The sequence below is a fragment of the Streptomyces aureocirculatus genome, from assembly GCF_000720475.1.
GTDB lineage: Bacteria > Actinomycetota > Actinomycetes > Streptomycetales > Streptomycetaceae > Streptomyces > Streptomyces aureocirculatus.
The window spans coordinates 1-18,612 of the sequence record NZ_JOAP01000041.1; the positions used below are offsets into that span (position 1 = coordinate 1).

Here is an 18,612-nt window from a genome sequence, read left to right on the forward strand (position 1 = left end):
GATGGTACTGCAGGGGGGACCCTGTGGGAGAGTAGGACGCCGCCGAACTAATTTTATAGGAAAACCCCCGCACCTCACGGTGCGGGGGTTTTCTGCGTTAAGGACCGCCCGGCTCAGGACCGGTTCAGGTCCGAATCAGGGCCGGTTCATGAAGGCAGCACCAGCTTCGTGTCGTACGCCAGAATGACCGCCTGCACCCGGTCCCGCGCGCCCGTCTTCGCCAGGATGCGACCTACATGCGTCTTCACCGTCGACTCCGCGAGATGCAGCCGAGCCGCGATCTCCGAATTCGTCCAACCCTGGCCGATGACCGTCAGGATCTGGCGTTCGCGATCCGTGAGAGCCGCCAGGAGCGGATGCTTCGCCGGGTCGATGGGGGCGTCCCCGCCGTCAGGACCGGCAGGGAGCTGGTCGGCGAAAGCGTCAAGGAGACGGCGGGTGAGCCGAGGGGCCACCACCGCGTCACCCGTGGCCACCGCCCGGATACCCGACAACAACTCCTCCGGCAGCGCGTCCTTGATGAGGAACCCCGACGCCCCGGCCCGCAGTCCCGCGTACGCGTACTCATCCAGGTCGAACGTCGTGAGGATCAGGACACGGGCCCCGGAACCCGAAGCGACGATACGGCGGGTGGCCTCGATGCCGTCCATGCCGGGCATACGGATGTCCATCAGGACCACGTCAGGGCGCAGGCCCGCGGTCATCCGGACCGCGTCCGTGCCGCTGCCGCCCTCCCCGGCCACCGTCATGTCGTCCTGGCTCTCCAAGAGCATGCGGAAACCGAAACGCTGCAAAGGCTGGTCGTCGACTATGAGGACGGTGGTCACTGAGCGGATTCCTTCGTCTGGTTCAGGTGCGGTGCCGCTGGGCGCGGCAGATGCAGGTGGACGCGCCAGCCCTCGGCCGGGTCGGCAGGCGGGCCGGCCTCAAGTGTGCCCTCGTACAACGCCGTTCGCTCCCGCATGCCCTTCAGGCCGCGGCCCGAACCCGGCGCCGCGGGCACGGACGGAGACCGCCCCCGCGAAGCCCCGCCCGAGTCGGTGACCGTCACCCGCACACCGTCATCGGCGTACGAGACATCGACCGTCGCCGTCACCCCCGCCCCCGCGTGCTTCATGGTGTTCGTCAGGGCCTCCTGGACGACCCGGTACACCGTCAGCTCCTGGCCCTGCGGCAGGGATTCGGGGCGGCCGTGGAACGTACTGCGTACGGGCAGACCCGCCGCCCGTACACCGTCGATGAGGCGGTCCAGATCCGCCAGTGCGGGCTGCGGGGCCAGTTCGGCGGCCTCGGGCGCCTCCTCGCGCAGGACGTCGAGGAGCCGGCGCAGCTCGGCGAGGGCCTGACGGCTCGTCTTGCCGATGGCGTCGAGTGCCTGCGCGGCCCGCTCCGGGGACTTGGCGGCGGCGTACTTGCCGCCGTCGGCGAGGCCCGTGATGACCGACAGATTGTGACCGATGATGTCGTGCATCTCGCGGGCTATGCGGGTGCGTTCACCGGCGGCGGCCAGACGTGCCTGCTGGTCGCGCTCGACCTCCAACTGGTGGGCGCGCTCCACCAGGGCCTGCGTGTAGTCCTGGCGGGAGCGGACCGCGATGCCGAGAAGCGCGACGATGGCGTACGCCCAGAGCTGCGGGACGATCTGCTGGTCCCAACTGCCCCTCGGGTAGCGGACGGACCCCACCACCACCGGCGCCGTCATCATCAGGCCCGCCCACCCCAGGGTCCTCAGCGGCAGCTTCAGGGCGATGTTGAACAGGACGATGAGCTGCACCAAGGCGACTTGGAGGAGCGCGCCCGTCGCGCTGTTGACCACGCTGAACGCCACGATGACGGTGAGCACCGTCATCGGCAGCCGCCTGCGCCACAGCAGCGGCAGCGACATGCCGAGGGTCAGGGCGACGATGAGCCAGTCGGGCAGGTCTGTGTTGTGGGCGATGTTGCGCCAGCCGCCCCCGGCGTAGTCGATGCCCGCCGCCACCACGAAGAACCCCGTCAGGAGCACGTCCCACACCAGCGGGTGGCGCCTGTCGAAGGCGCGCGCCCGCTGCGTGAGCTGCTGCATGTGCCTGGTGAGCGGGTGCGGGTCCTGGGTCACGGGCTCATCCTCGTACACGTACGCGAGCCCTCATACGTCGCTGCGTCGGAGTCGCAGCGCCGCCGCCCCGAGGACGGCCGCCGCCCACAGGGCGAGGACGAACAAGCCCGTCCCCGGGGACACGGCGTCCTTGACGTGCTCGATCGAGCCGAGGGACGAGGCGGCCTGGGCGGGGAAGTAGCGGGTGGCGGTGTCGACCGCGTCGAGCGGGAGCGTCGTGAGGACCTCCGGCAGGATCAGGACGGAGCCGATGAACGCGCCGATGCCGCCGGGCACCGAGCGCAGCAGCGCCCCGAGGCCGAGGGCGATCAGACTCATGAGGGTGATGCCGACGGCGCTGCCCGCGAGGGCGCCGAGTACGCCGTCGTCGGTGAGCGAAAGCTCCTTGTCGGAGCCGGATAGCCAGATCTGGGCGACGAGGAACGTGACGACGTTCGTGACGAGGCACAGCGTGAAGGCGACGGCCGTGAAGACGGCGGCCTTGGACCACAGCACCGGCAGACGGCGCGGTACCGCCGTCAGGGACGCGCGGATCATGCCGGTCGCGTACTCGCCCGCCGTCACGAGGATGCCGAGCACGGCAAAGCAGATCAATGAGAGCTGGGTGCCGAAGAGGACGAACACGACGGTGTCGATGTCGGCGTCGTCACCGTCGTAGGTGGAGCCCATGGTGATGCCGACCGTGAGGACGAGCACGCACGCGGTGAGCAGCGTGATCCAGGTGGAGCGCAGCGTCCACAGCTTGTGCCACTCCGAGCGCAGGACCCGGGCCGGCGTGATGCGGTACGGGGTGGGGTGGGCCGGGGTGGCGCGGTCCGGGCTCGGGTGGGTGGCGGTGTCCGTGGCCGTGGCGGTCATGCCGCGGCTCCTTCCAGGGGCGTGGCGTACTCGACGGAGTCGTGGGTGAGGTCCATGAAGGCCTGCTCAAGGGACGCGGCCTGCGGGGTGAGTTCGAACAGGGGGATGGCGTGCGCGGCGGCGGTGCGGCCGATGTGCTCGGCGTCGGCGCCCTGGACGTCGAGGGTGCCCGGGGTGTCGCTGGTGATGGTCACCGCGGGCCCGGCGATGAGCTCGGCCAGGCGGGCGGCCGCCGGGGACACGACCTTCACGGAGCGGGTGCCGGAATCCCGTACGAAGCGCTCGACCGTGGTGTCGGCGAGCAGCCTGCCGCGGCCGACGATGATGAGGTGCTCCGCGGTCAGGGCCATCTCGCTCATGAGGTGCGAGGAGACGAGGACGGTGCGCCCCTCGGCCGCCTGGGCCTTGAGGAGGTTGCGGATCCAGAGGACGCCCTCCGGATCGAGGCCGTTGACCGGCTCGTCCAGGATCAGGGTCCCGGGGTCGCCGAGGAGGGCTGTCGCGATGCCGAGCCGCTGCCCCATGCCGAGGGAGAAGCCCTTCACGCGGCGGCCCGCGACCTCGGTGAGGCCCGCCGCCTCCAGGACGTGGCGGACGCGTGCCCGCGGGATGCCGTGGGTGTGCGCGAGGGCGAGGAGGTGGTGGTACGCGGAGCGGCCCGGGTGGATCGAGCGGGCCTCCAGGAGCGCACCGACCTCGGTCAGCGGGGCGCTGTGCCGGTCGTACGCGCGGCCGCCGACCGTGCAGCGCCCGGACGTCGGCGCGTCGAGGCCGAGGAGCATCCGCATGGTCGTCGACTTGCCCGCGCCGTTGGGGCCGAGGAAGCCGGTGACGGTGCCGGGGCGGACCTCGAAGGTGAGGTCGTCGACGGCGGTCTTGGGGCGCTTGCCGCCGTAGCGCTTGGTGAGTCCGTGTGCTCGAATCATGGCTCGATGGTCGCGGCCGGGAGGGGCGGGCGCGTCGGACCGGGGTCTTCTCGTCGGCAGGCGGGTAGTACCGGGGTACGACGCCGGGCGGGACCGGAGGGGATCGGAGGGGGATCGGGTGGGGAGCGGCCGGGGCGGGCGAATGGCGTTGCGCGCGGTCGGCCCGCCACCCAAGATCGGTGTATGGAACACCTCATACGGCCCGTGCGCGCCGAGGACTGGCAGAAGGTCCGTGAGCTACGGCTGCTCGCCCTGAAGGACCCGGCAGCGCCGGTCGCCTTCCTTGAGACGTACGAGAACGCCGCCGCCAAGCCCGACGCCTACTGGCAGGAACGCACGGAGGGCGCCGCGGTGCCCTCCCGCGCGATGCGGCAGTTCATCGCCGAGGGGCCGGGCGGGGACTGGGCGGGCTCGGTGACCGTGCTGATCGAGGAGCCGGGGACGCAGGGCGCGCTCGGCACGGAACGCGCCTCGGTGCGGCAGGCGCACCTGGTGGGCGTCTACGTACGGCCCGAGTTCCGCGGCACGGGCCTCACCGAGGCGCTGTTCGCGGCGGCGGTCGACTGGGCGCGGTCGTCCGGGGACGAGAGGGCGGGGGTGGAGCGGGTACGGCTTTTCGTGCACGAGGACAATCCGCGCGCGGAGGCGTTCTACCGGAAGTTCGGGTTCGTGCCCAGCGGGGAGACCGTGCCCGTGCCGGGGGATCCGGGGGCGCGGGAGCGGGAGATGGTGCTCGGGCGAGGCGTGGGCTAGCCCGCCGGCCCCGACAGTCTCGACCGGTCCCGCCAGTCTCGACCGGTCCCGCCAGTCTCGACCGGTCCCGCCAGTCTCGTCCAGTCCCGGCGGTCCCACCGGTCCCGTCAGCTCGGCAGTCCCGTCAGCTCGTCGTGCGGCCAGCGGGCGCGGCCCTGTTCGCGGGAGCGGAGCAGCGCCAACGTCGGCATCCCCCGTTCCGCACCGGTGGCGAGCAGCTCCGGCAGTTGCGGGAGCGGGGCGACCGCGGCGACATCGTCGAGGACGAGGGCGAGTGGTGGGTCGAGCCGACCGGAGGATGACCGTTCGGCCATGCGCCGGCCGTGCTCGACCACGCTGGAGGCGAGTGCCGTGAGGAGCGGCATGGCACCGGGATTGGTCTTGGGGTCCTCGATCGCCTCGCCCACCACAAAAAGCGTGCCCCCTTCATCGATGAAGGAATCCAGGGTGAGCGCATCAGTTCGGTTCGGTGTGCACGACTCCCGTACGTTCACCGTGAACAGGGCCGAGAGCGCGCGGGCCGTCAGCTCCTGTGCGATGTCCCGGCGTTCGGGGTGCGCGGTGAGGGCGGACTCCAGCTCGCCCGCCGCGCCCGGACTCGCCTTGGGGTGGGTGCGCAGGATGCGGACGGCGTCCTGGACCTGGGTGCCCTGGGCCCAGCGGTGTACGTGTTTGATGTTGCGGCCGTCGATGGCGGCGGCGTGCAGGAAGCTGCGCAGCAGGGTGTCGGCGGTGTCGGCGACCGCGGTGTCCAGTTTGGCGCTCGGTCTGATCGGGGCGAGCAGGGATCTGGCGCGGTGGGTGGCCGTGGCGCCGTCCTCGCAGCCCGTGGTGGGGGGCCAGTGGAGGCGGGCCGGGGTGTCGCAGAGGTGGGTGGGGTCGTAGACGAGGACGGGGCCGAGTTTGGCTCTGGCGTCCTTGGTCTCCTCCCACAGGGTGGGGTCGGAGGTGATGATCAGGGCTGCGGATTCCGCGGTTGCGATGGCCTCTGCGGCTAGGGGGCGGTGGGTTTCTCTTGTTCCGAGGACCACAGGGGTACGGGGGGTGGGGAACGTGGGGGGCTTCGCCAGGTCGACGTCGGGGGCCGTCGGGGCCGCGGGGGCGGGGGCGGGAGCGTTGCCCATAGCGGGAGCGGAGGCGTTGCCCACAGCGGCAGCGGCAGCGGGAGTGGTGCCCGCAGCGGGAGCGGGTGTGGGCACGGTGCCCGGAGCCGGAGCCGGAGCCGGAGCCGGAGCCGGAGCCGGAGCCGGAGTGGGGTGGGCGGCCACAGGAGGGACTGGGGCTGTCCTGCGGGCCCTGCGGAGTGCTCGGTAGCGGGCCACCGTGCCCAGGGTGAAGATGGTCAGGACGATGAGGATCATGACCTGGCCGATGAGGAAGCCCCAGAAGAGGCCGTAGCCGGAGAGCTGGTCGCCGGGGGTCTTGGGCCAGGCGCCCGTGATGTCGTGGGGCTCCTCGATCAGATGCCGCACCGCGGGCGGCGTCTGGCCGAACGACACGTGCTGCGGCCACTCGCCGTGCGCCCACCAGGCCGCGATGCCCGTGGCGGACCAGACGAGCACCACCATGCCGAGCAGGAAGGCGAGTACGCCCACCAGGAGGCCGTCCGGCACGCCGCCGCGCCCGCGCGCCCCCTCGTCGGGCACGGGCCCCCGCTCCCGGTAACGTCCGTCCTGTCTCATGTCACGCCACCGTCGACCGGGACCCCGCGGGGCCGTCGCCGAGTTGTTTCTCCATGTACGCGGCTCTTTCCTCCGCCTCCCGTTCCGCGGCCACCAGGGCGTCGTGGGCGAGCAGGTCGCTCACGGACTCCGTCATGGCGCGGTCGGTGAAGACCAGGGGGCGTTCCGTCTCCGTGATCAGGTGCTTCACCACCTGGACGTTGCCGTTGACGTCCCAGACGGCGATGCCTGGCGTCAGCGTGGGGATGATCTCGACGGCCCAGCGCGGCAGACCGAGGACACGGCCGGTGGCGCGGGCCTCATCGGCCTTCTGGGCGTAGATGGTGCGGGTCGACGCCATCTTCAGGATGGCGGCGGCCTCCTTGGCGGCCGCTCCGTCGACGACGTCGGAGAGGTGGTGGACGACCGCGACGAAGGACAGACCGAGGCGGCGGCCGAACTTCAGGAGGCGCTGGAACAACTGCGCCACGAAGGGCGAGTTGATGATGTGCCAGGCCTCCTCGACGAGGAAGATGCGCTTCTTGCGGTCGGGGCGGATCCAGGTGTGCTCCAGCCACACGCCGACGATGGCCATGAGGATGGGCATGGCGATGGAGTTGCGGTCGATGTGGGAGAGGTCGAAGACGGTCAGGGGCGCGTCCAGGTCGATGCCGACGGTCGTGGGGCCGTCGAACATGCCGCGCAGGTCGCCGTCCACGAGCCGGTCGAGGACCAGGGCCACGTCCAGGCCCCAGGCCCGGACGTCGTCTATGGCGACGTTCATCGCCTCCGCGGACTCCGGTTCGGGGTGGCGCAACTGGTCGACGATGTCGGTGAGGACGGGCTGGCGGTTCACGATGGTCTCGTTGACGTAGGCGTGCGCGACCTTCAGGGCGAAGCCGGAGCGCTCGTCGAGGCCGTGGCCCATGGCCACCTCGATGATCGTGCGGAGCAGCGCGAGCTGGCCCGTCGTGGTGATCGCCGGATCCAGGGGGTTGAGACGGATGCCCATGTCCAGGGCGGCCGTCGGGTCGAGCCGCACGGGAGTTATGCCCAGCTCCTGCGCGATGAGGTTCCACTCGCCGACGCCGTCCTCGCCCTGGGCGTCGAGGACGACGACCTGGCGGTCCTTGAACCGCAACTGGCGCAGGACGTACGTCTTCTCCAGGGCCGACTTGCCGTTGCCGGACTCGCCGAGCACCAGCCAGTGCGGCGCCGGGAGCTGCTGCCCGTACAACTGGAACGGGTCGTAGATGTAACCCTTGCCGGAGTACACCTCACGGCCGATGATCACGCCGGAGTCGCCGAGGCCGGGCGCGGCCGTCGGCAGGTAGACCGCCTGGGCCTGCCCCGTCGACGTACGCACCGGCAGGCGCGTCGTCTCGACCTTCCCGAACAGGAAGGACGTGAACGCGTCCGTGAGGACGGTCAGCGGGTCCCGCATCGCACCTTCACACCCTTACCGTTGGCCTGTTCGTCGGCGGTGCCGCGTCGCAGGGCCGTCATCGCCGGATGCCGGTCGCGAACGGCAGCGTGTTCACAAATGCCCGGTGGTGCTCGCGATCGCACCACTCCAGCTTCAGATACGACTTTCCGGCCGATGCCCTTATGGTCCGTTTGTCGCGGGCGAGGGCCTCCGGGGAGCGGGACGACACCGTGATGTAGCCGACCAGGTTGACGCCCGCGGCGCCGCTCGCGAGGTCCTCGCCCCGCTGGTCGAGGCGGGAGTGCGAGGCGACGTCACGGGGGTCGACGGTGCGGTTCATCTTGGCCTGGCGGCTGGCCTCGGCCTCGTCGTTGGTCTTCTCGGTCAGCATCCGCTCGATGGCGACCTCGGTGGGCTCCAGGTCCATCGTGACGGCGACGGTGCGGATGACGTCGGGGGTGTGGACGAGCAGCGGCGCCAGGAAGTTGACGCCGACGGGGGTCATCGGCCACTCCTTCACCCAGGCCGTGGCGTGGCACCAGGGGGCGCGGGTGGAGGACTCGCGGGTCTTCGCCTGGAGGTAGGTGGGCTCCATCGCGTCCAGTTCGGCGGGCCAGGCGTTGCGCTTGGTCATGGCCTGGATGTGGTCGATGGGGTGGTCCGGGTCGTACATGGAGTGCACGAGGGAGGCGAGGCGGCCCTGGCCGAGGGGCTGGCGGACACGGATGTCCGCCTCCTGGAGGCGGGAGCAGATGTCGGTGAGCTCACGGGCCATGACGACGGCGAGCCCGGCGTCCTTGTCCAGCTTCCGGCCGCCGCGGGGGTGGCCGGCGCGCGCCATGGCCTGGGCCTCGGCGGCGAGGTCGCGGGAGTAGTGCATGCAGGCGACGAGGTAGGCGCGGTGCTGCTCGCTGCTGGTGGACACCATCGACTGGAGCTGGTCGTAGGAGTGCTTGAGCCAGGGCAGGGCGCGGTCGTCGCCGCGGGCGGTGACGTCCTTGGCGTGCGCGTCCGGGTCGGCGGGCAGCGTACGGGCCAAAATCTGGAGGCGGGTCACGAAGCCGTCGCCGTTGGCGACGTGTTTGAGCAGCGTGCCGAAGCGGTCGACGAGGGCCTCCTGGTCCTCGCTGTCGCGCAGGCCGACGCCGGGGCCCTCGATCTCGATGGCGGCGGTGACGGTGCGCCGGTCGGCGTGCAGGAGCACGGCGATCTCGTCGGGGCCGAAGGGGGCGGCGAGCCAGTTGATGCGGCCGATGCCGGGGGGTGGTCCGACCTCGACCTCGCGTCCGTCGAGGCGTACGCCCGCCTCGGCGGCGCCCGAACGGTAGGTGGTGCCGCGCTTGAGCGACCGCTTGAAGCTGCGGTTGATCTCGAACCACTTGTAGAACGTGCGCTGCTTGAAGGGCAGGTAGACCGCCGCGATGGCGAGCAGCGGGAAGCCCATGAGCAGGACGAGGCGCAGCGCGAGGAAGGGGATGAGGATGCCGCACATCATGCCCAGGAACGCGCCGCCGATGATCAGGGCGATCTCGCCGGTCTCGCGGTTGCGGCCGATGATGGCGTTCGGCCGGGCGCGGCCGATCAGATAGGTGCGGCGGGGCGTGACCGGTGGGGACACATGGGACTGGGTCGTCAACGCCCTTCACCTCCAGAACTGTTGGAACTTCCGGTGCGGTCGCCCGCGTGCGGGGTGCTCGACGGGCTGGTGCGGGGCGGGGGTGCGGCGGGGACGGAGCCGCCGCCGCCCGAGGGGGGCGCCGAGCGGTGGCCGTGGGTGGACACACCGCTGCCGACGGCGTTGGCAGTGGCGGGCTGGGCCGGGGAGTCGCCGCCGCCGGCCTGGCCGCCGCCCGCCTTGCCGTTGGAGCGGGCGCTGTGGGTGCGGATGCCCTGGGCGACCCAGGCGGCGGGCGAGTTGAGGGCGGTGGCGGCGCGGTTCTCGGCGCCGCGCATGAGGCGGTTGTTGCGGGTGGCCATGATGTCGTCGCCGAAGCCGGGGACGAAGCGGTAGATGGAGGCGCTGGCGAAGATCGCGAGCAGGATGACGGAGAGCCCGGACACCACGGCGGACAGGGAGTCGGGGCCGTCCTCGCCCTGGAGCGCGCCCGCGATCCCGAGGACGATGACGATGATCGGCTTCACCAGGATGATCGCGATCATCAGGCCCGCCCAGCGGCGGATGCGGCCCCAGGTGTTCTTGTCCACGAGGCCCGAGTAGACGACCGTGCCGAGGAGCGCGCCGACGTACAGCATGGCGGCGCGGATGACGAGCTCCAGGCAGAGGATGCCGGCGGCGGCGATGGAGACGGCGGAGACGACGATCAGCATGATCGGGCCGCCGCCGATGTCGGTGCCCTTGTCGAGGGCCTGCGAGAACGTGCCGAAGAACTCGTCGGTCTCCCCGCCCACCGAGCTGGCGAGCACCTCGGAGATGCCGTCGGTCGCGGACACGACGGTGGCCAGGATCAGCGGGGTGAACGCCGACGCGAGCACCGTCAGCCACAGGAATCCGATGGCCTCGGACAGCGCGGTGAGCATGGGCACGCCACGGATGGCGCGCTTGGCGACCGCGAGCAGCCACACGATCAGCGTCAGGACGGTCGACGCGGCGAACACCACGGCGTACTGCTGCAGGAACTTCTCGTTGGTGAAGTCCACCGCGGCGGTCTCGTTCACGTACTCCGTGAGCTTGTTGACGATCCATGAGGCGGCTTCGCCGAAGCCTTTGGCGAGGGAGGCGAGGGGGTCGAGGCCGCCCATGCCCTCGCCGCCGGGCGGCGCCTCGCGGGCACCGCTGCCGCCGCCCTCGCCCTTCTCGCAGTACTTCTTGGCGGGGCCCCGGATGAGTTCACAGGGGTCGTCCTCGGGGTCGGGAGCCGCGAGGGCGCGGGTGGCGAGCAGGACGGCGGCGGTCTGCACCGCCGTGACGGCCGCGGCGAGGGACAGTACGCGGCGTCGGGTGCTACCGGGCATAGGTGAACCCTCCGTACTCCTCCACGGCCTTCGCCATGTCGTCGGCAGTGGAGGCCCGCTGGTCGCGTCCGACCGGTACGGGACCGTCCTTCTGCTTGAAGTCGGCGACCTTCCAGTCGCCGCCGCTCCAGCGCATGTCGTACGTGTTCGTGAACCAGCTCTCGGTCACGGGGTTCTCGGTGTTCTCGCCCGCGAGGCCGAAGAGCGACGAGTACCAGATCTCGACGGTCGCCGACCCGCCCTCGAACTTGGTGACCTTGGTGCCCACCGGGATGATGCGGGACACGAACGTCGTGCCCTTAGGGGGAGTGCCGTCCTTCTGCAGGCCGATCCTGGACAGGAACGACTCGCCCGAGTACACCTTGTCCAGCGCGGGCTTGCGCTGAGCTGCGGCGTTCGGGGTGTAGACGGTGTCGACGATCACGTGACGCCGCTCCGTGTCGAACATGTCGGCGGACCCGAGCGCCACGGCGTAGTTCGCCGTCGCGCTCTCCACGCCCTGCTGGCTCTTCGGGAACCCGGAGGGAATCCCTCCGGTGCCGCCGCTCACCGGCTTCTCCCCGGAAGCCGCCGTGGACGCCGCCTCCGGCCCCTTCCCCCCGCCCCGCCCCCCGTCGCCCCCGTCCCCGGACGACGACCCGTCGCGGTTGGCGAAGGCGATGGCCGCGATGAGGAGGACGACGACGCCGACGACGGTGATGACGCTGCGCGAGGGGGACCGTCCCGCGGAACGGCCGGATCTGCGCGCCGGGCCGTACCCGTCCGCGCCGTCGCGCTCGGGGAGTCGCGTCCGCGTCTCGCCCGTGCCGCCGAAGAGGTCATCGTCATCGCTCATGCCGCGTACGTCCCCTCAACCTCTTGCTTGGCCGCGCGGTCCGTCGGGTGGACCAGACACGACGGTAGCCGTGCTGGTTCCCGCGCGGGCGCGGTGTGGTGACTCGACATCAGGGAGTTGCAACCTCAGCCGGTGGGCACGACGGACGGGAGAGGAACGGGTGGCAGGACCGGTCAGACCGCCATGCCGTACACGATGGTGAACAGCGTGCCCAGCGATCCGATGATGAAGACGCCGGTGAGCCCGGCGATGATCAAACCTTTGCCCTGCTCCGCGCTGAAGGTGTCCCGCAGCGCCGTCGCACCGATGCGCTGCTTGGCCGCGCCCCAGATCGCGATGCCGAGGCACAGCAGGATGGCGACCGCCATCACCACCTCGATCATCACGCGCGCCTCGTTGCCCAGGCTCCCGAAGGGGCCCCAGTCGGGGGCGATCCCACCGATGATGGTGTTGATGTCGCCCTTCTCGGCTGCCATAAGCATGTGTAACTCACCGCCCCTAGTGGGTTGTTCCGGCACCTCTGCCCACCTCTGCCTACCCAGTGCAGAGGACGGAGCTCATTCTCGCTGACAATCGGCCCGGCGCGTGCCGCCTTGACGTCAATTGTTGGCCGACTTCGTGCGTTTCGTCGTACGCAGCCCACGTTGCCGACCGGCGGCGGGCGCAGAACGGTATACGAAGGAACGTATGGTCACTCTGTGTATCACGCGGCGTGACGCCGGGCAATGAATGCCCGGCGTGGCCGCTGACGTCACCTCAGTCAGGCCGGGGCGGAACGGCCCTGACGGACCGCCGGTTCTGGGCGGGCGCGGCTCAGGACCGGGGTGCGAAGTCGCCGAGGCCGCCGCTGACGACGTACGCGCAGTCCGTGTAGCGGTAGCCGCCCTGGACCTTGGCGCCGTCGCTGTGGTTGCTGACCAGGCCGCCGCTGCCGATGGCGCCGGTGTCGCGCTTGTAGAGGAAGTGGTACTCGCCGGGCGGGAGCCGCAGCGTCTTCTGCGGATAGCTGCGGCCGCTCGCCTTGCAGGCCTTGGACTTGCCTTCGGCGCGGGTGCTGTACGTGGTGCAGCCCGCGCAGGCGCCGAGCTTGACGCTGCCGGTGGCGGGTCCTGTGAACAGGATCTCGACGGCGCCGGGGCCGTCGTTCTTCACCACGAAGTCCTGGCCGGAGCCGGGTCCGCGCTGTGCGGGCAGCTTGCCGCCCGCCTGTGGCCTGGCGGCGGCGACCTCGGCGGCGATGGCGATGGTCCGGGCGCGTTCGCGCTTGCCGCTGCCCCGGTAGGTGTCCGCGAAGCCGTCGAGGGTCTTCGCGGCCTCGCTGTAGCGGCCGTCCTCGAACTCGTCGAGACCACAGGCGTAGGCGCCGGACTCGACGGCGTCGGCGGCCTTCGTGCCGAGCGGGTCGCCCGCGCCGGCGGGCAGCGAGACGGTGGTGGCGCGGATGGCGCGCAGCTCCCCGGTGGCCGTGCAGGGGTCGGCGCCCGTCAGCTCGGCGGTGCGGTCGTCGATGGCGGCGCGGATGCCGGGCACGACCTTGTCCGCCGCCGCGGACCCGGGGAAGGTGTCCAGGAGTTCGCGCAGGTCGGCGCCGCCGTCGGTCTTGCCGAGCGAGGTCATCCCGCAGGCGTAGAGGGAGTCGGCGAGGCGGCTGTCGGGCCAGCCCGCGAGCCGGCCGAGGCGCTCCTTGCCGACGGTTGCGGGCAGGGTGCGCAGATACTTCAGCGGCTCGACGGCTTCGCAGTACTGCTTCTCGGTGTACGGGGCCGCGACGGACTTGTAGTACGCGTCCAGGCGGCCGGGTACGCGGTCGGCGGCGCGGGAGCCCGCGTGGTCGTCGAGGAGGTCGCGGTAGATGTCCAGGGCGGTGCGGTAGTCGTTCTCGGTGGCGGCGAAGGGGCGGCCGCCCTGGTCCTCGACGATGCGGTCGGCCTTGCCGAGGCGGTCGAGCAGCATGTCCTCGACGGCCTCGTCCTTGGCGGCGTCGTAGGCGAGGGCGCCGGAGGCCGGGACGGCGAGCAGGACGACGCCGAGCGCCGCGGCGAGGGGAGCCCGCAGGCGCCAGCCGATGGGTGCGCGCAGGGCCCTGCGGGCGGCGTCGGCGGCGGCGAGCACGAGCACGGCGAGATAGCCGAGGAGGGCACCGCCCGGTACGCCGTCCACATCGGCGGGCAGCGCGACCAGGAGCAGCGCGGCGGTGGCCGCCCAGCAGAGCGCCGCCGGCAGCCAGGCCCTGATCAGCACGTAACCGAGCCCGAGCCCGGTGAGATTGAGCAGCGCGGCGGCGAGCGGCCGCAGGGGCTCCCGCGGGGCGGGTTCTGGCGGGGGTGCCTTGGGCGGGGCGGAGGTCCCCAGGACCTCGGGGGTGCCGTAGGGGCCGGGGGCGGTCGGGGGCGGGGCGGCGTAGGGGTGCGGAGGGCCGTAGGCGGGGTGGGGTGGGAGTGCTGGGGTCGCGGACATCGCTTGGGTTGCCGGGGCCGGAGCTGCCGTGGGTGCGGCTGTGGGCGGAGGTGGTGGTGTGGCTGGTGGTGCGGTTGGTGACGTGGCTGGTGGTGTGGCTGATGGTGCGGGAGGGGCTGCCGGGTACGCCGGTGCCGGTGGCGTGCTCGGTTGCGTCCCCCTGGGCGTGATCGGTGGCGTCCCCCCGGATATGGCCGGTTGCGTCTCCCCGGGGGTACTCGGTGGCGTGCCCGGAGGCGTTCCCCCGGATGTGCCCGGTGGCGTCCCCCCGGATGTGCCCGGAGGCGTTCCCCCAGGCGTGCCCGGAGGCGTTCCCGGAAGCCCAGCGGGCGGTGGGCCGAAGGTGCCGGGTCGGTCCTCGGGCTCAGGGCGCCGGTCCACCGGCTCCCCGCCCCGGTCCACCGGCTCCCCGCCCCGGTCCACCGGCTCCCCGCCCCGGTCGTCGGGTCGCTTGGACTCCATCTGCGGCTCCCCCCAGCCGTAGGGCGCGGCTCACCGGGAGCGGGCAGTCCCCTCCGCCCGCGCCCCCCGCGCTCAATTCCCCTACATTCTGGCAGAGTTGGCGCTCCGTCAATCACTCATGACGGACTGTTTCCCGTCACGCACGGGGGTGCCGTGTCGGCCGGGGCAGGGGGAGTCCGCTCTCCGGAGAGTGTGTTTCGCAACTGCGCGCAGACCACCGCCCCTACACTGATTCCGGCGGACTCCCAGGAGCCTTGGGGTGGTTGACGGTGCGTAAGACGTGGCTGCTCGCGGCCGTCGCGTTCAGCGGGTCCATGGGGTTCATCGGGCTGCTCGTCATCGGGACGTTCGTCGCCGCGGGCAGCATGGCGGGCGGCGCCGGGGGCGGCGGGAACGTCGGCCTGGCCAAGGGCGCCGTGCCGGCCTCGTACCAGCCCCTCGTGCAGAAGTGGGGCAATCTGTGCAAGGCCATCAACCCGGCCCTGCTCGCCGCCCAGCTCTATCAGGAGAGCGGGTTCAACCCGGGCGCGAAGAGCCCGGCCAAGGCGCAGGGAATAGCGCAGTTCATCCCGGGGACGTGGGCCACGCACGGGATCGACGGGGACGGCGACGGGGACCGGGACGTGTGGGACCCCAAGGACGCCATCCCGTCGGCGGCCTCGTACGACTGTCAGCTCGCGAAGTACGTGAAGGACGCCCCCGGCGACCCGACGAAGAACATGCTCGCCGCGTACAACGCGGGCGCCTACGCCGTGCTCAAGTACGGCGGGGTGCCCCCGTACAACGAGACGCAGAACTACGTCAAAATCATCACGACTCTGGAGAAGAGTTTCGCCAGGCCCATCGGCCGGGTGAATCCCTCGCAGCAGGCGGCCGGAGCGATCTCCTACGCGCAGCGGAAGCTGGGCACGGAGTATCTGTGGGGCGGCAACGGAACCGCCGACCAGAACGGCAGGTTCGACTGCTCGGGGCTGACGCTCGCCGCGTACCGCAGCGTCGGGATCGAACTGCCGCGCGTGGCCAACGACCAGTACAACGCGGGACCGCACCCCAAGCGGGAGGAGCTGCTCCCGGGCGACCTGGTCTTCTTCTCGGACGACCTCGGCAACTCGCGCGCCATCCGGCACGTCGGCATCTACGTGGGCGGCGGTTACATGATCGACGCCCCGCGGCCGGGCGCGGTGATCCGCTTCGACCCGGTGGACACACCGGACTACTTCGGAGCCACGCGGGTCACCGAAGATGGCGCAAAAGCGATCCCCGGGAAGCCGGTCGAGAAGCGTGTCGAGCGTGCCGAGGAGAAGCCCGAGGGGCCCGAGGAGCCCGCGGCGCCGGAGAGGGGCGCGGGTGAGGAGCCGGGCGCCGGGGCGGACGAGGGCCGTGAGCGGCCTGCGGACGGCGGCGCGGACGGGGGCGCGGAGGTCTGACCCGCGCCCCGCGGGCCCGCGCGGGCGCACCGCCCGGGTGCTGGACGAAAGGCCTGCGCACGGCGCGTGCGCCGTGTGATCTGGCTTGAACCCTCCGTCAGAGCAAGCCCCTGAGCTGCGGCGATGAATCTCTCTTCGATAACGTCTGAGTGATCATTCGGTGGAGAGTGGAACGTAGTGAGGGGGACCGGGCGTTCCCTTGACTGGTACGGGATGGGTACGGCACGCACGCGGGCACGACTGCACTGACCACGGGGGTTGATGGAAGGGCGCGCAACGGCGCGCGCTCATGGGTGAAGAGGACAAGGGGCCGCAGCACCATGGCTGGACTCGATGATTCCGGGTCGAACCCCGATGTCAGCCTGCTCTACGACATCAACGGCATGGCAGACGACGCCCCTGGCAAGCTGGCCAGGGCGATTGCGTTCGTCGGCGAGTACGGACTGCTGCTCGCCCTCGTCCTGCTCGTCGTGTGGTGCTGGTGGGGCGCCCGAAGAAGAGGCACGCTCGACGACGCCGCCACCTCCGTCGCCGCCGTCGTGTGGGCGCCGCTCGCCGCCGGTGTCGCCGTCCTCGTGAACATCCCCATAAGGGGCTTCGTGGAGCGGCCACGGCCCTTCGCGGACCACCAGGGCCTGGAAGTCCTCGTCGACGGCAAGAGCGACTTCTCCTTCGTGAGCGATCACGCGACGCTCGCGATGGCCATCGGCGTCGGCCTGTTCGTCGCCCACCGCAAGTTCGGCGTCGCCGGCATCGCGCTCGCCGCCGCCGAGGGCTTCTGCCGTGTCTTCATGGGCGTGCACTACCCCACGGACGTCGTCGGCGGCTTCGCGCTCGGCACGGCGGTCACGCTGCTGCTCTCCCCGCTCGCCATGGCACTCCTGACGCCGCTCACCAAGGCCGTCGGACGCTCCGCGAGGGCCTCCCGGCTCGTGTGGCGCGGAGCGGGCGACGTCGAACCCGTCGCCACGCTGACCGGGCAGGAACCGGCGCCGGGGGCGGACGAGCGGGACCTGGCGGCGTAGCGCCCCGCAGGACCGTGCCGCCTACAGCGCCTGCGGGAACGAGAAGAAGCGCGTCGGGTCGTACTGCTTCTTCACCTTCTTCAGGCGCGGCGCCGCGGGACCGTAGTAGGCCTCGCGCCAGTTGGTGAGCGTCGGGTCCGTGTAGTTCTGGTACGCCGCCCCGGACGCGTACCGCCTGAGCGCGCCGTGGGCCGAGTCGAGCCAGGCCTGGGAGCTGCTGCCGGACGTGCCGGGGCGCCAGGACACTATGTACTGCGCGAGCATCCGTGAACGCCGGTGCACGAAGGACGTGGCCGTCGGGTCGACGCGGTTGATGGCGCCGCCGAGCGCGGTAAGGGCGATGCTGCCCGCCGTGCCGCGCGGGCCGCGCACCGACTCGATCTGCGCGAGCAGCGCGCGGATCCCGGCACCGGACAGCGAGCGGTCGAAGAAGTCGGAGCGGGCCGCGTACGTCTCCCTGCCGAGCGCGCCGCTCGGCGTGCGCCCCGGTGTCGACCCGGGCAGATGGCACTGCGCGTCCGCGGCGAACGACGAGCAGCCCGCGTACACCTCCATCGCCTGCTCGTACGAACGCCGCTTCAGGGACACGCTGCGCGCCGGTGCGCCCACCTTGTCCGCGAGCCGGTCCACGGCGTTCTGCAGCGAGCCGTACGTGCCGAGCGAGAACGCGGCGACGGAGATGGTGGGCGTGCCGCCCGGCACGGCGGCCAGGTGGAGCGACGACCAGATCTCGTCCGGTTGGGCGGGGCCCCACGTCTGCCATGCCTTGAGCACCGCGGAGGCCTTCGACCAGGGCCAGGTCAGATAGGCGGAGACGGCCTGCGGGGCCGGGTGGGTGCGGAAGGTCAGCTCGGTGACGATGCCGAACTGGCCGTTGCCCGCGCCGCGCAGCGCCCAGAACAGTTCCTTGTTCTCGGACTTGTCGGCCCTGATCTGTTTGCCGTCGGCCGTGACGAGCGTCGCCCCGGTGAGGCTGTCGCAGGTGAGGCCGTACGCGCGGGAGACCACGCCGTGGCCGCCGCCGAGGGTGAGGCCGCTGATGCCGACGGTCGGGCAGGAGCCCGCGGGGATGGTGACGCCCTTCGCGGCGAGTGAGCGGTAGACGTCGATGAGCTTGGCGCCGCCGCCGATGGTGGCGGTGGTGCCTGAGCTGCGTACGCGGTTCAGCTTCGACACGTCGATGACGAGGCGGCCGGTGCCCGAGGACCAACCGGCGTAGGAGTGCCCGCCGTTGCGGATGGCCACGGGGGTGTCGTGGGCGCGGGCGTACGCCAGGGTGGTGCGGATGTCGTCCACGCCCGCCACATAGGCGACGGCGGTGGGCTTCAGGTTGTCGAAGCGGGTGTTGTAGAGCTGGCGCGCGGTGGCCCAGGCGGCCTCGTCCGGGCGTATCAGGGGGCCGTCCAGATCCCTGGCCAGAGCCGCCAGGTCGGCCGGAGCGGAGGCGGCCGCGGTCTTGATGGGGGTGGTGCCGCCTCCGCTGCCGCCTCCGCCGCCCAGGGCACGGCCGTCTCCCGTGCCGCCGGACCCGGTGGCGGTGTCCTTGCCGCTGCCGGAGCAGGCGGTGGTGGTGCCCGCCGCGAGTGCGGCGGTGGCCGTTCCGAGGAACGTACGTCGTTGCATGAGGCCCTCCCGTTGCTTCCCGCACAACGAGACGGTGCGGGCGCGGTACGGGTTCCCCGACGCGGCGACATCGGCTGCGCCGCCCCGG

16 protein-coding genes are annotated in these 18,612 nt (G+C 71.5%); 4 read left to right on the plus strand and 12 right to left on the minus strand.

What is annotated here, in order from left to right:
- Nucleotides 1-146: 146 nt before the first annotated feature.
- The 4 genes from IG78_RS0130330 to IG78_RS0130345 all read right to left on the minus strand — a co-directional run bounded on the left by IG78_RS0130330 (nucleotide 147) and on the right by IG78_RS0130345 (nucleotide 3,882).
- The gene (locus tag IG78_RS0130330; RefSeq protein WP_030568887.1) at nucleotides 147-827 is read right to left on the minus strand and encodes a response regulator; all 681 of its coding nucleotides are present in this window, start codon (nucleotides 825-827) and stop codon (nucleotides 147-149) included.
- Nucleotides 824-2,065, minus strand: coding sequence for a sensor histidine kinase (locus IG78_RS0130335; RefSeq protein WP_078965730.1), 1,242 nt, complete (start codon nucleotides 2,063-2,065; stop codon nucleotides 824-826). Before IG78_RS0130335 ends, IG78_RS0130330 begins: the two co-directional genes overlap by 4 nt.
- Before the next feature lie 63 nt (nucleotides 2,066-2,128).
- Nucleotides 2,129-2,956: an ABC transporter permease gene (locus IG78_RS0130340; RefSeq protein ID WP_199813329.1), complete on the minus strand. Its 828-nt coding sequence runs from the start codon at nucleotides 2,954-2,956 to the stop codon at nucleotides 2,129-2,131.
- Nucleotides 2,953-3,882 carry an ATP-binding cassette domain-containing protein gene (locus IG78_RS0130345; RefSeq protein ID WP_030568894.1) on the minus strand — a complete coding sequence of 310 codons (930 nt, stop codon included), beginning with the start codon at nucleotides 3,880-3,882 and terminating at the stop codon, nucleotides 2,953-2,955. Before IG78_RS0130345 ends, IG78_RS0130340 begins: the two co-directional genes overlap by 4 nt.
- Nucleotides 3,883-4,065: 183 nt before the next feature.
- Here IG78_RS0130345 and IG78_RS0130350 point away from each other — a divergent pair, with 183 nt between their 5' ends.
- The gene (locus tag IG78_RS0130350) at nucleotides 4,066-4,635 is read left to right on the plus strand and encodes a GNAT family N-acetyltransferase (protein ID WP_030568897.1); all 570 of its coding nucleotides are present in this window, start codon (nucleotides 4,066-4,068) and stop codon (nucleotides 4,633-4,635) included.
- Nucleotides 4,636-4,742: 107 nt separating this feature from the next.
- Here IG78_RS0130350 and IG78_RS0130355 read toward each other — a convergent pair whose 3' ends face one another.
- The 7 genes from IG78_RS0130355 to IG78_RS0130385 form a co-directional block, all read right to left on the minus strand.
- Nucleotides 4,743-6,317, minus strand: a complete 1,575-nt coding sequence (locus tag IG78_RS0130355; RefSeq protein ID WP_030568900.1) for a type IV secretory system conjugative DNA transfer family protein — start codon at nucleotides 6,315-6,317, stop codon at nucleotides 4,743-4,745.
- Between the two features lies 1 nt (nucleotide 6,318).
- Nucleotides 6,319-7,740 carry an ATP-binding protein gene (locus tag IG78_RS0130360; protein WP_030568903.1) on the minus strand — a complete coding sequence of 474 codons (1,422 nt, stop codon included), beginning with the start codon at nucleotides 7,738-7,740 and terminating at the stop codon, nucleotides 6,319-6,321.
- Nucleotides 7,741-7,798: 58 nt separating this feature from the next.
- Complete coding sequence (locus tag IG78_RS0130365; protein WP_030568906.1) at nucleotides 7,799-9,358, minus strand: SCO6880 family protein; 1,560 nt, start codon at nucleotides 9,356-9,358, stop codon at nucleotides 7,799-7,801.
- Nucleotides 9,355-10,695, minus strand: a complete 1,341-nt coding sequence (locus IG78_RS0130370; protein WP_030568908.1) for a hypothetical protein — start codon at nucleotides 10,693-10,695, stop codon at nucleotides 9,355-9,357. Before IG78_RS0130370 ends, IG78_RS0130365 begins: the two co-directional genes overlap by 4 nt.
- On the minus strand, nucleotides 10,685-11,530 hold the full coding sequence (locus tag IG78_RS0130375) for a hypothetical protein (RefSeq protein WP_030568919.1): 846 nt from the start codon (nucleotides 11,528-11,530) through the stop codon (nucleotides 10,685-10,687). Before IG78_RS0130375 ends, IG78_RS0130370 begins: the two co-directional genes overlap by 11 nt.
- Before the next feature lie 173 nt (nucleotides 11,531-11,703).
- Nucleotides 11,704-12,012 carry a hypothetical protein gene (locus IG78_RS0130380; RefSeq protein WP_030363595.1) on the minus strand — a complete coding sequence of 103 codons (309 nt, stop codon included), beginning with the start codon at nucleotides 12,010-12,012 and terminating at the stop codon, nucleotides 11,704-11,706.
- Nucleotides 12,013-12,343: 331 nt separating this feature from the next.
- Nucleotides 12,344-13,987 (minus strand): hypothetical protein, encoded by a 1,644-nt coding sequence (locus tag IG78_RS0130385; protein ID WP_225882283.1) that lies wholly within the window; start codon nucleotides 13,985-13,987, stop codon nucleotides 12,344-12,346.
- Between the two features lie 8 nt (nucleotides 13,988-13,995).
- Here IG78_RS0130385 and IG78_RS49540 point away from each other — a divergent pair, with 8 nt between their 5' ends.
- The 3 genes from IG78_RS49540 (at nucleotide 13,996) to IG78_RS0130400 (ending at nucleotide 16,901) form a co-directional block, all read left to right on the plus strand.
- Nucleotides 13,996-14,157 carry a hypothetical protein gene (locus IG78_RS49540; protein ID WP_157855915.1) on the plus strand — a complete coding sequence of 54 codons (162 nt, stop codon included), beginning with the start codon at nucleotides 13,996-13,998 and terminating at the stop codon, nucleotides 14,155-14,157.
- A 606-nt stretch (nucleotides 14,158-14,763) separates the two neighbouring features.
- Nucleotides 14,764-15,876 (plus strand): C40 family peptidase, encoded by a 1,113-nt coding sequence (locus IG78_RS0130395; RefSeq protein ID WP_199813330.1) that lies wholly within the window; start codon nucleotides 14,764-14,766, stop codon nucleotides 15,874-15,876.
- Nucleotides 15,877-16,196: 320 nt separating this feature from the next.
- A complete protein-coding gene (locus IG78_RS0130400; RefSeq protein WP_030568929.1) occupies nucleotides 16,197-16,901 on the plus strand; it encodes a phosphatase PAP2 family protein in 705 nt (234 codons plus the stop codon).
- Nucleotides 16,902-16,922: 21 nt separating this feature from the next.
- Here the strand turns inward: IG78_RS0130400 and IG78_RS0130405 are convergent, their stop codons facing one another.
- Nucleotides 16,923-18,524: an FAD-binding oxidoreductase gene (locus IG78_RS0130405; protein ID WP_030568936.1), complete on the minus strand. Its 1,602-nt coding sequence runs from the start codon at nucleotides 18,522-18,524 to the stop codon at nucleotides 16,923-16,925.
- Between the last annotated feature and the right edge of the window lie 88 nt (nucleotides 18,525-18,612).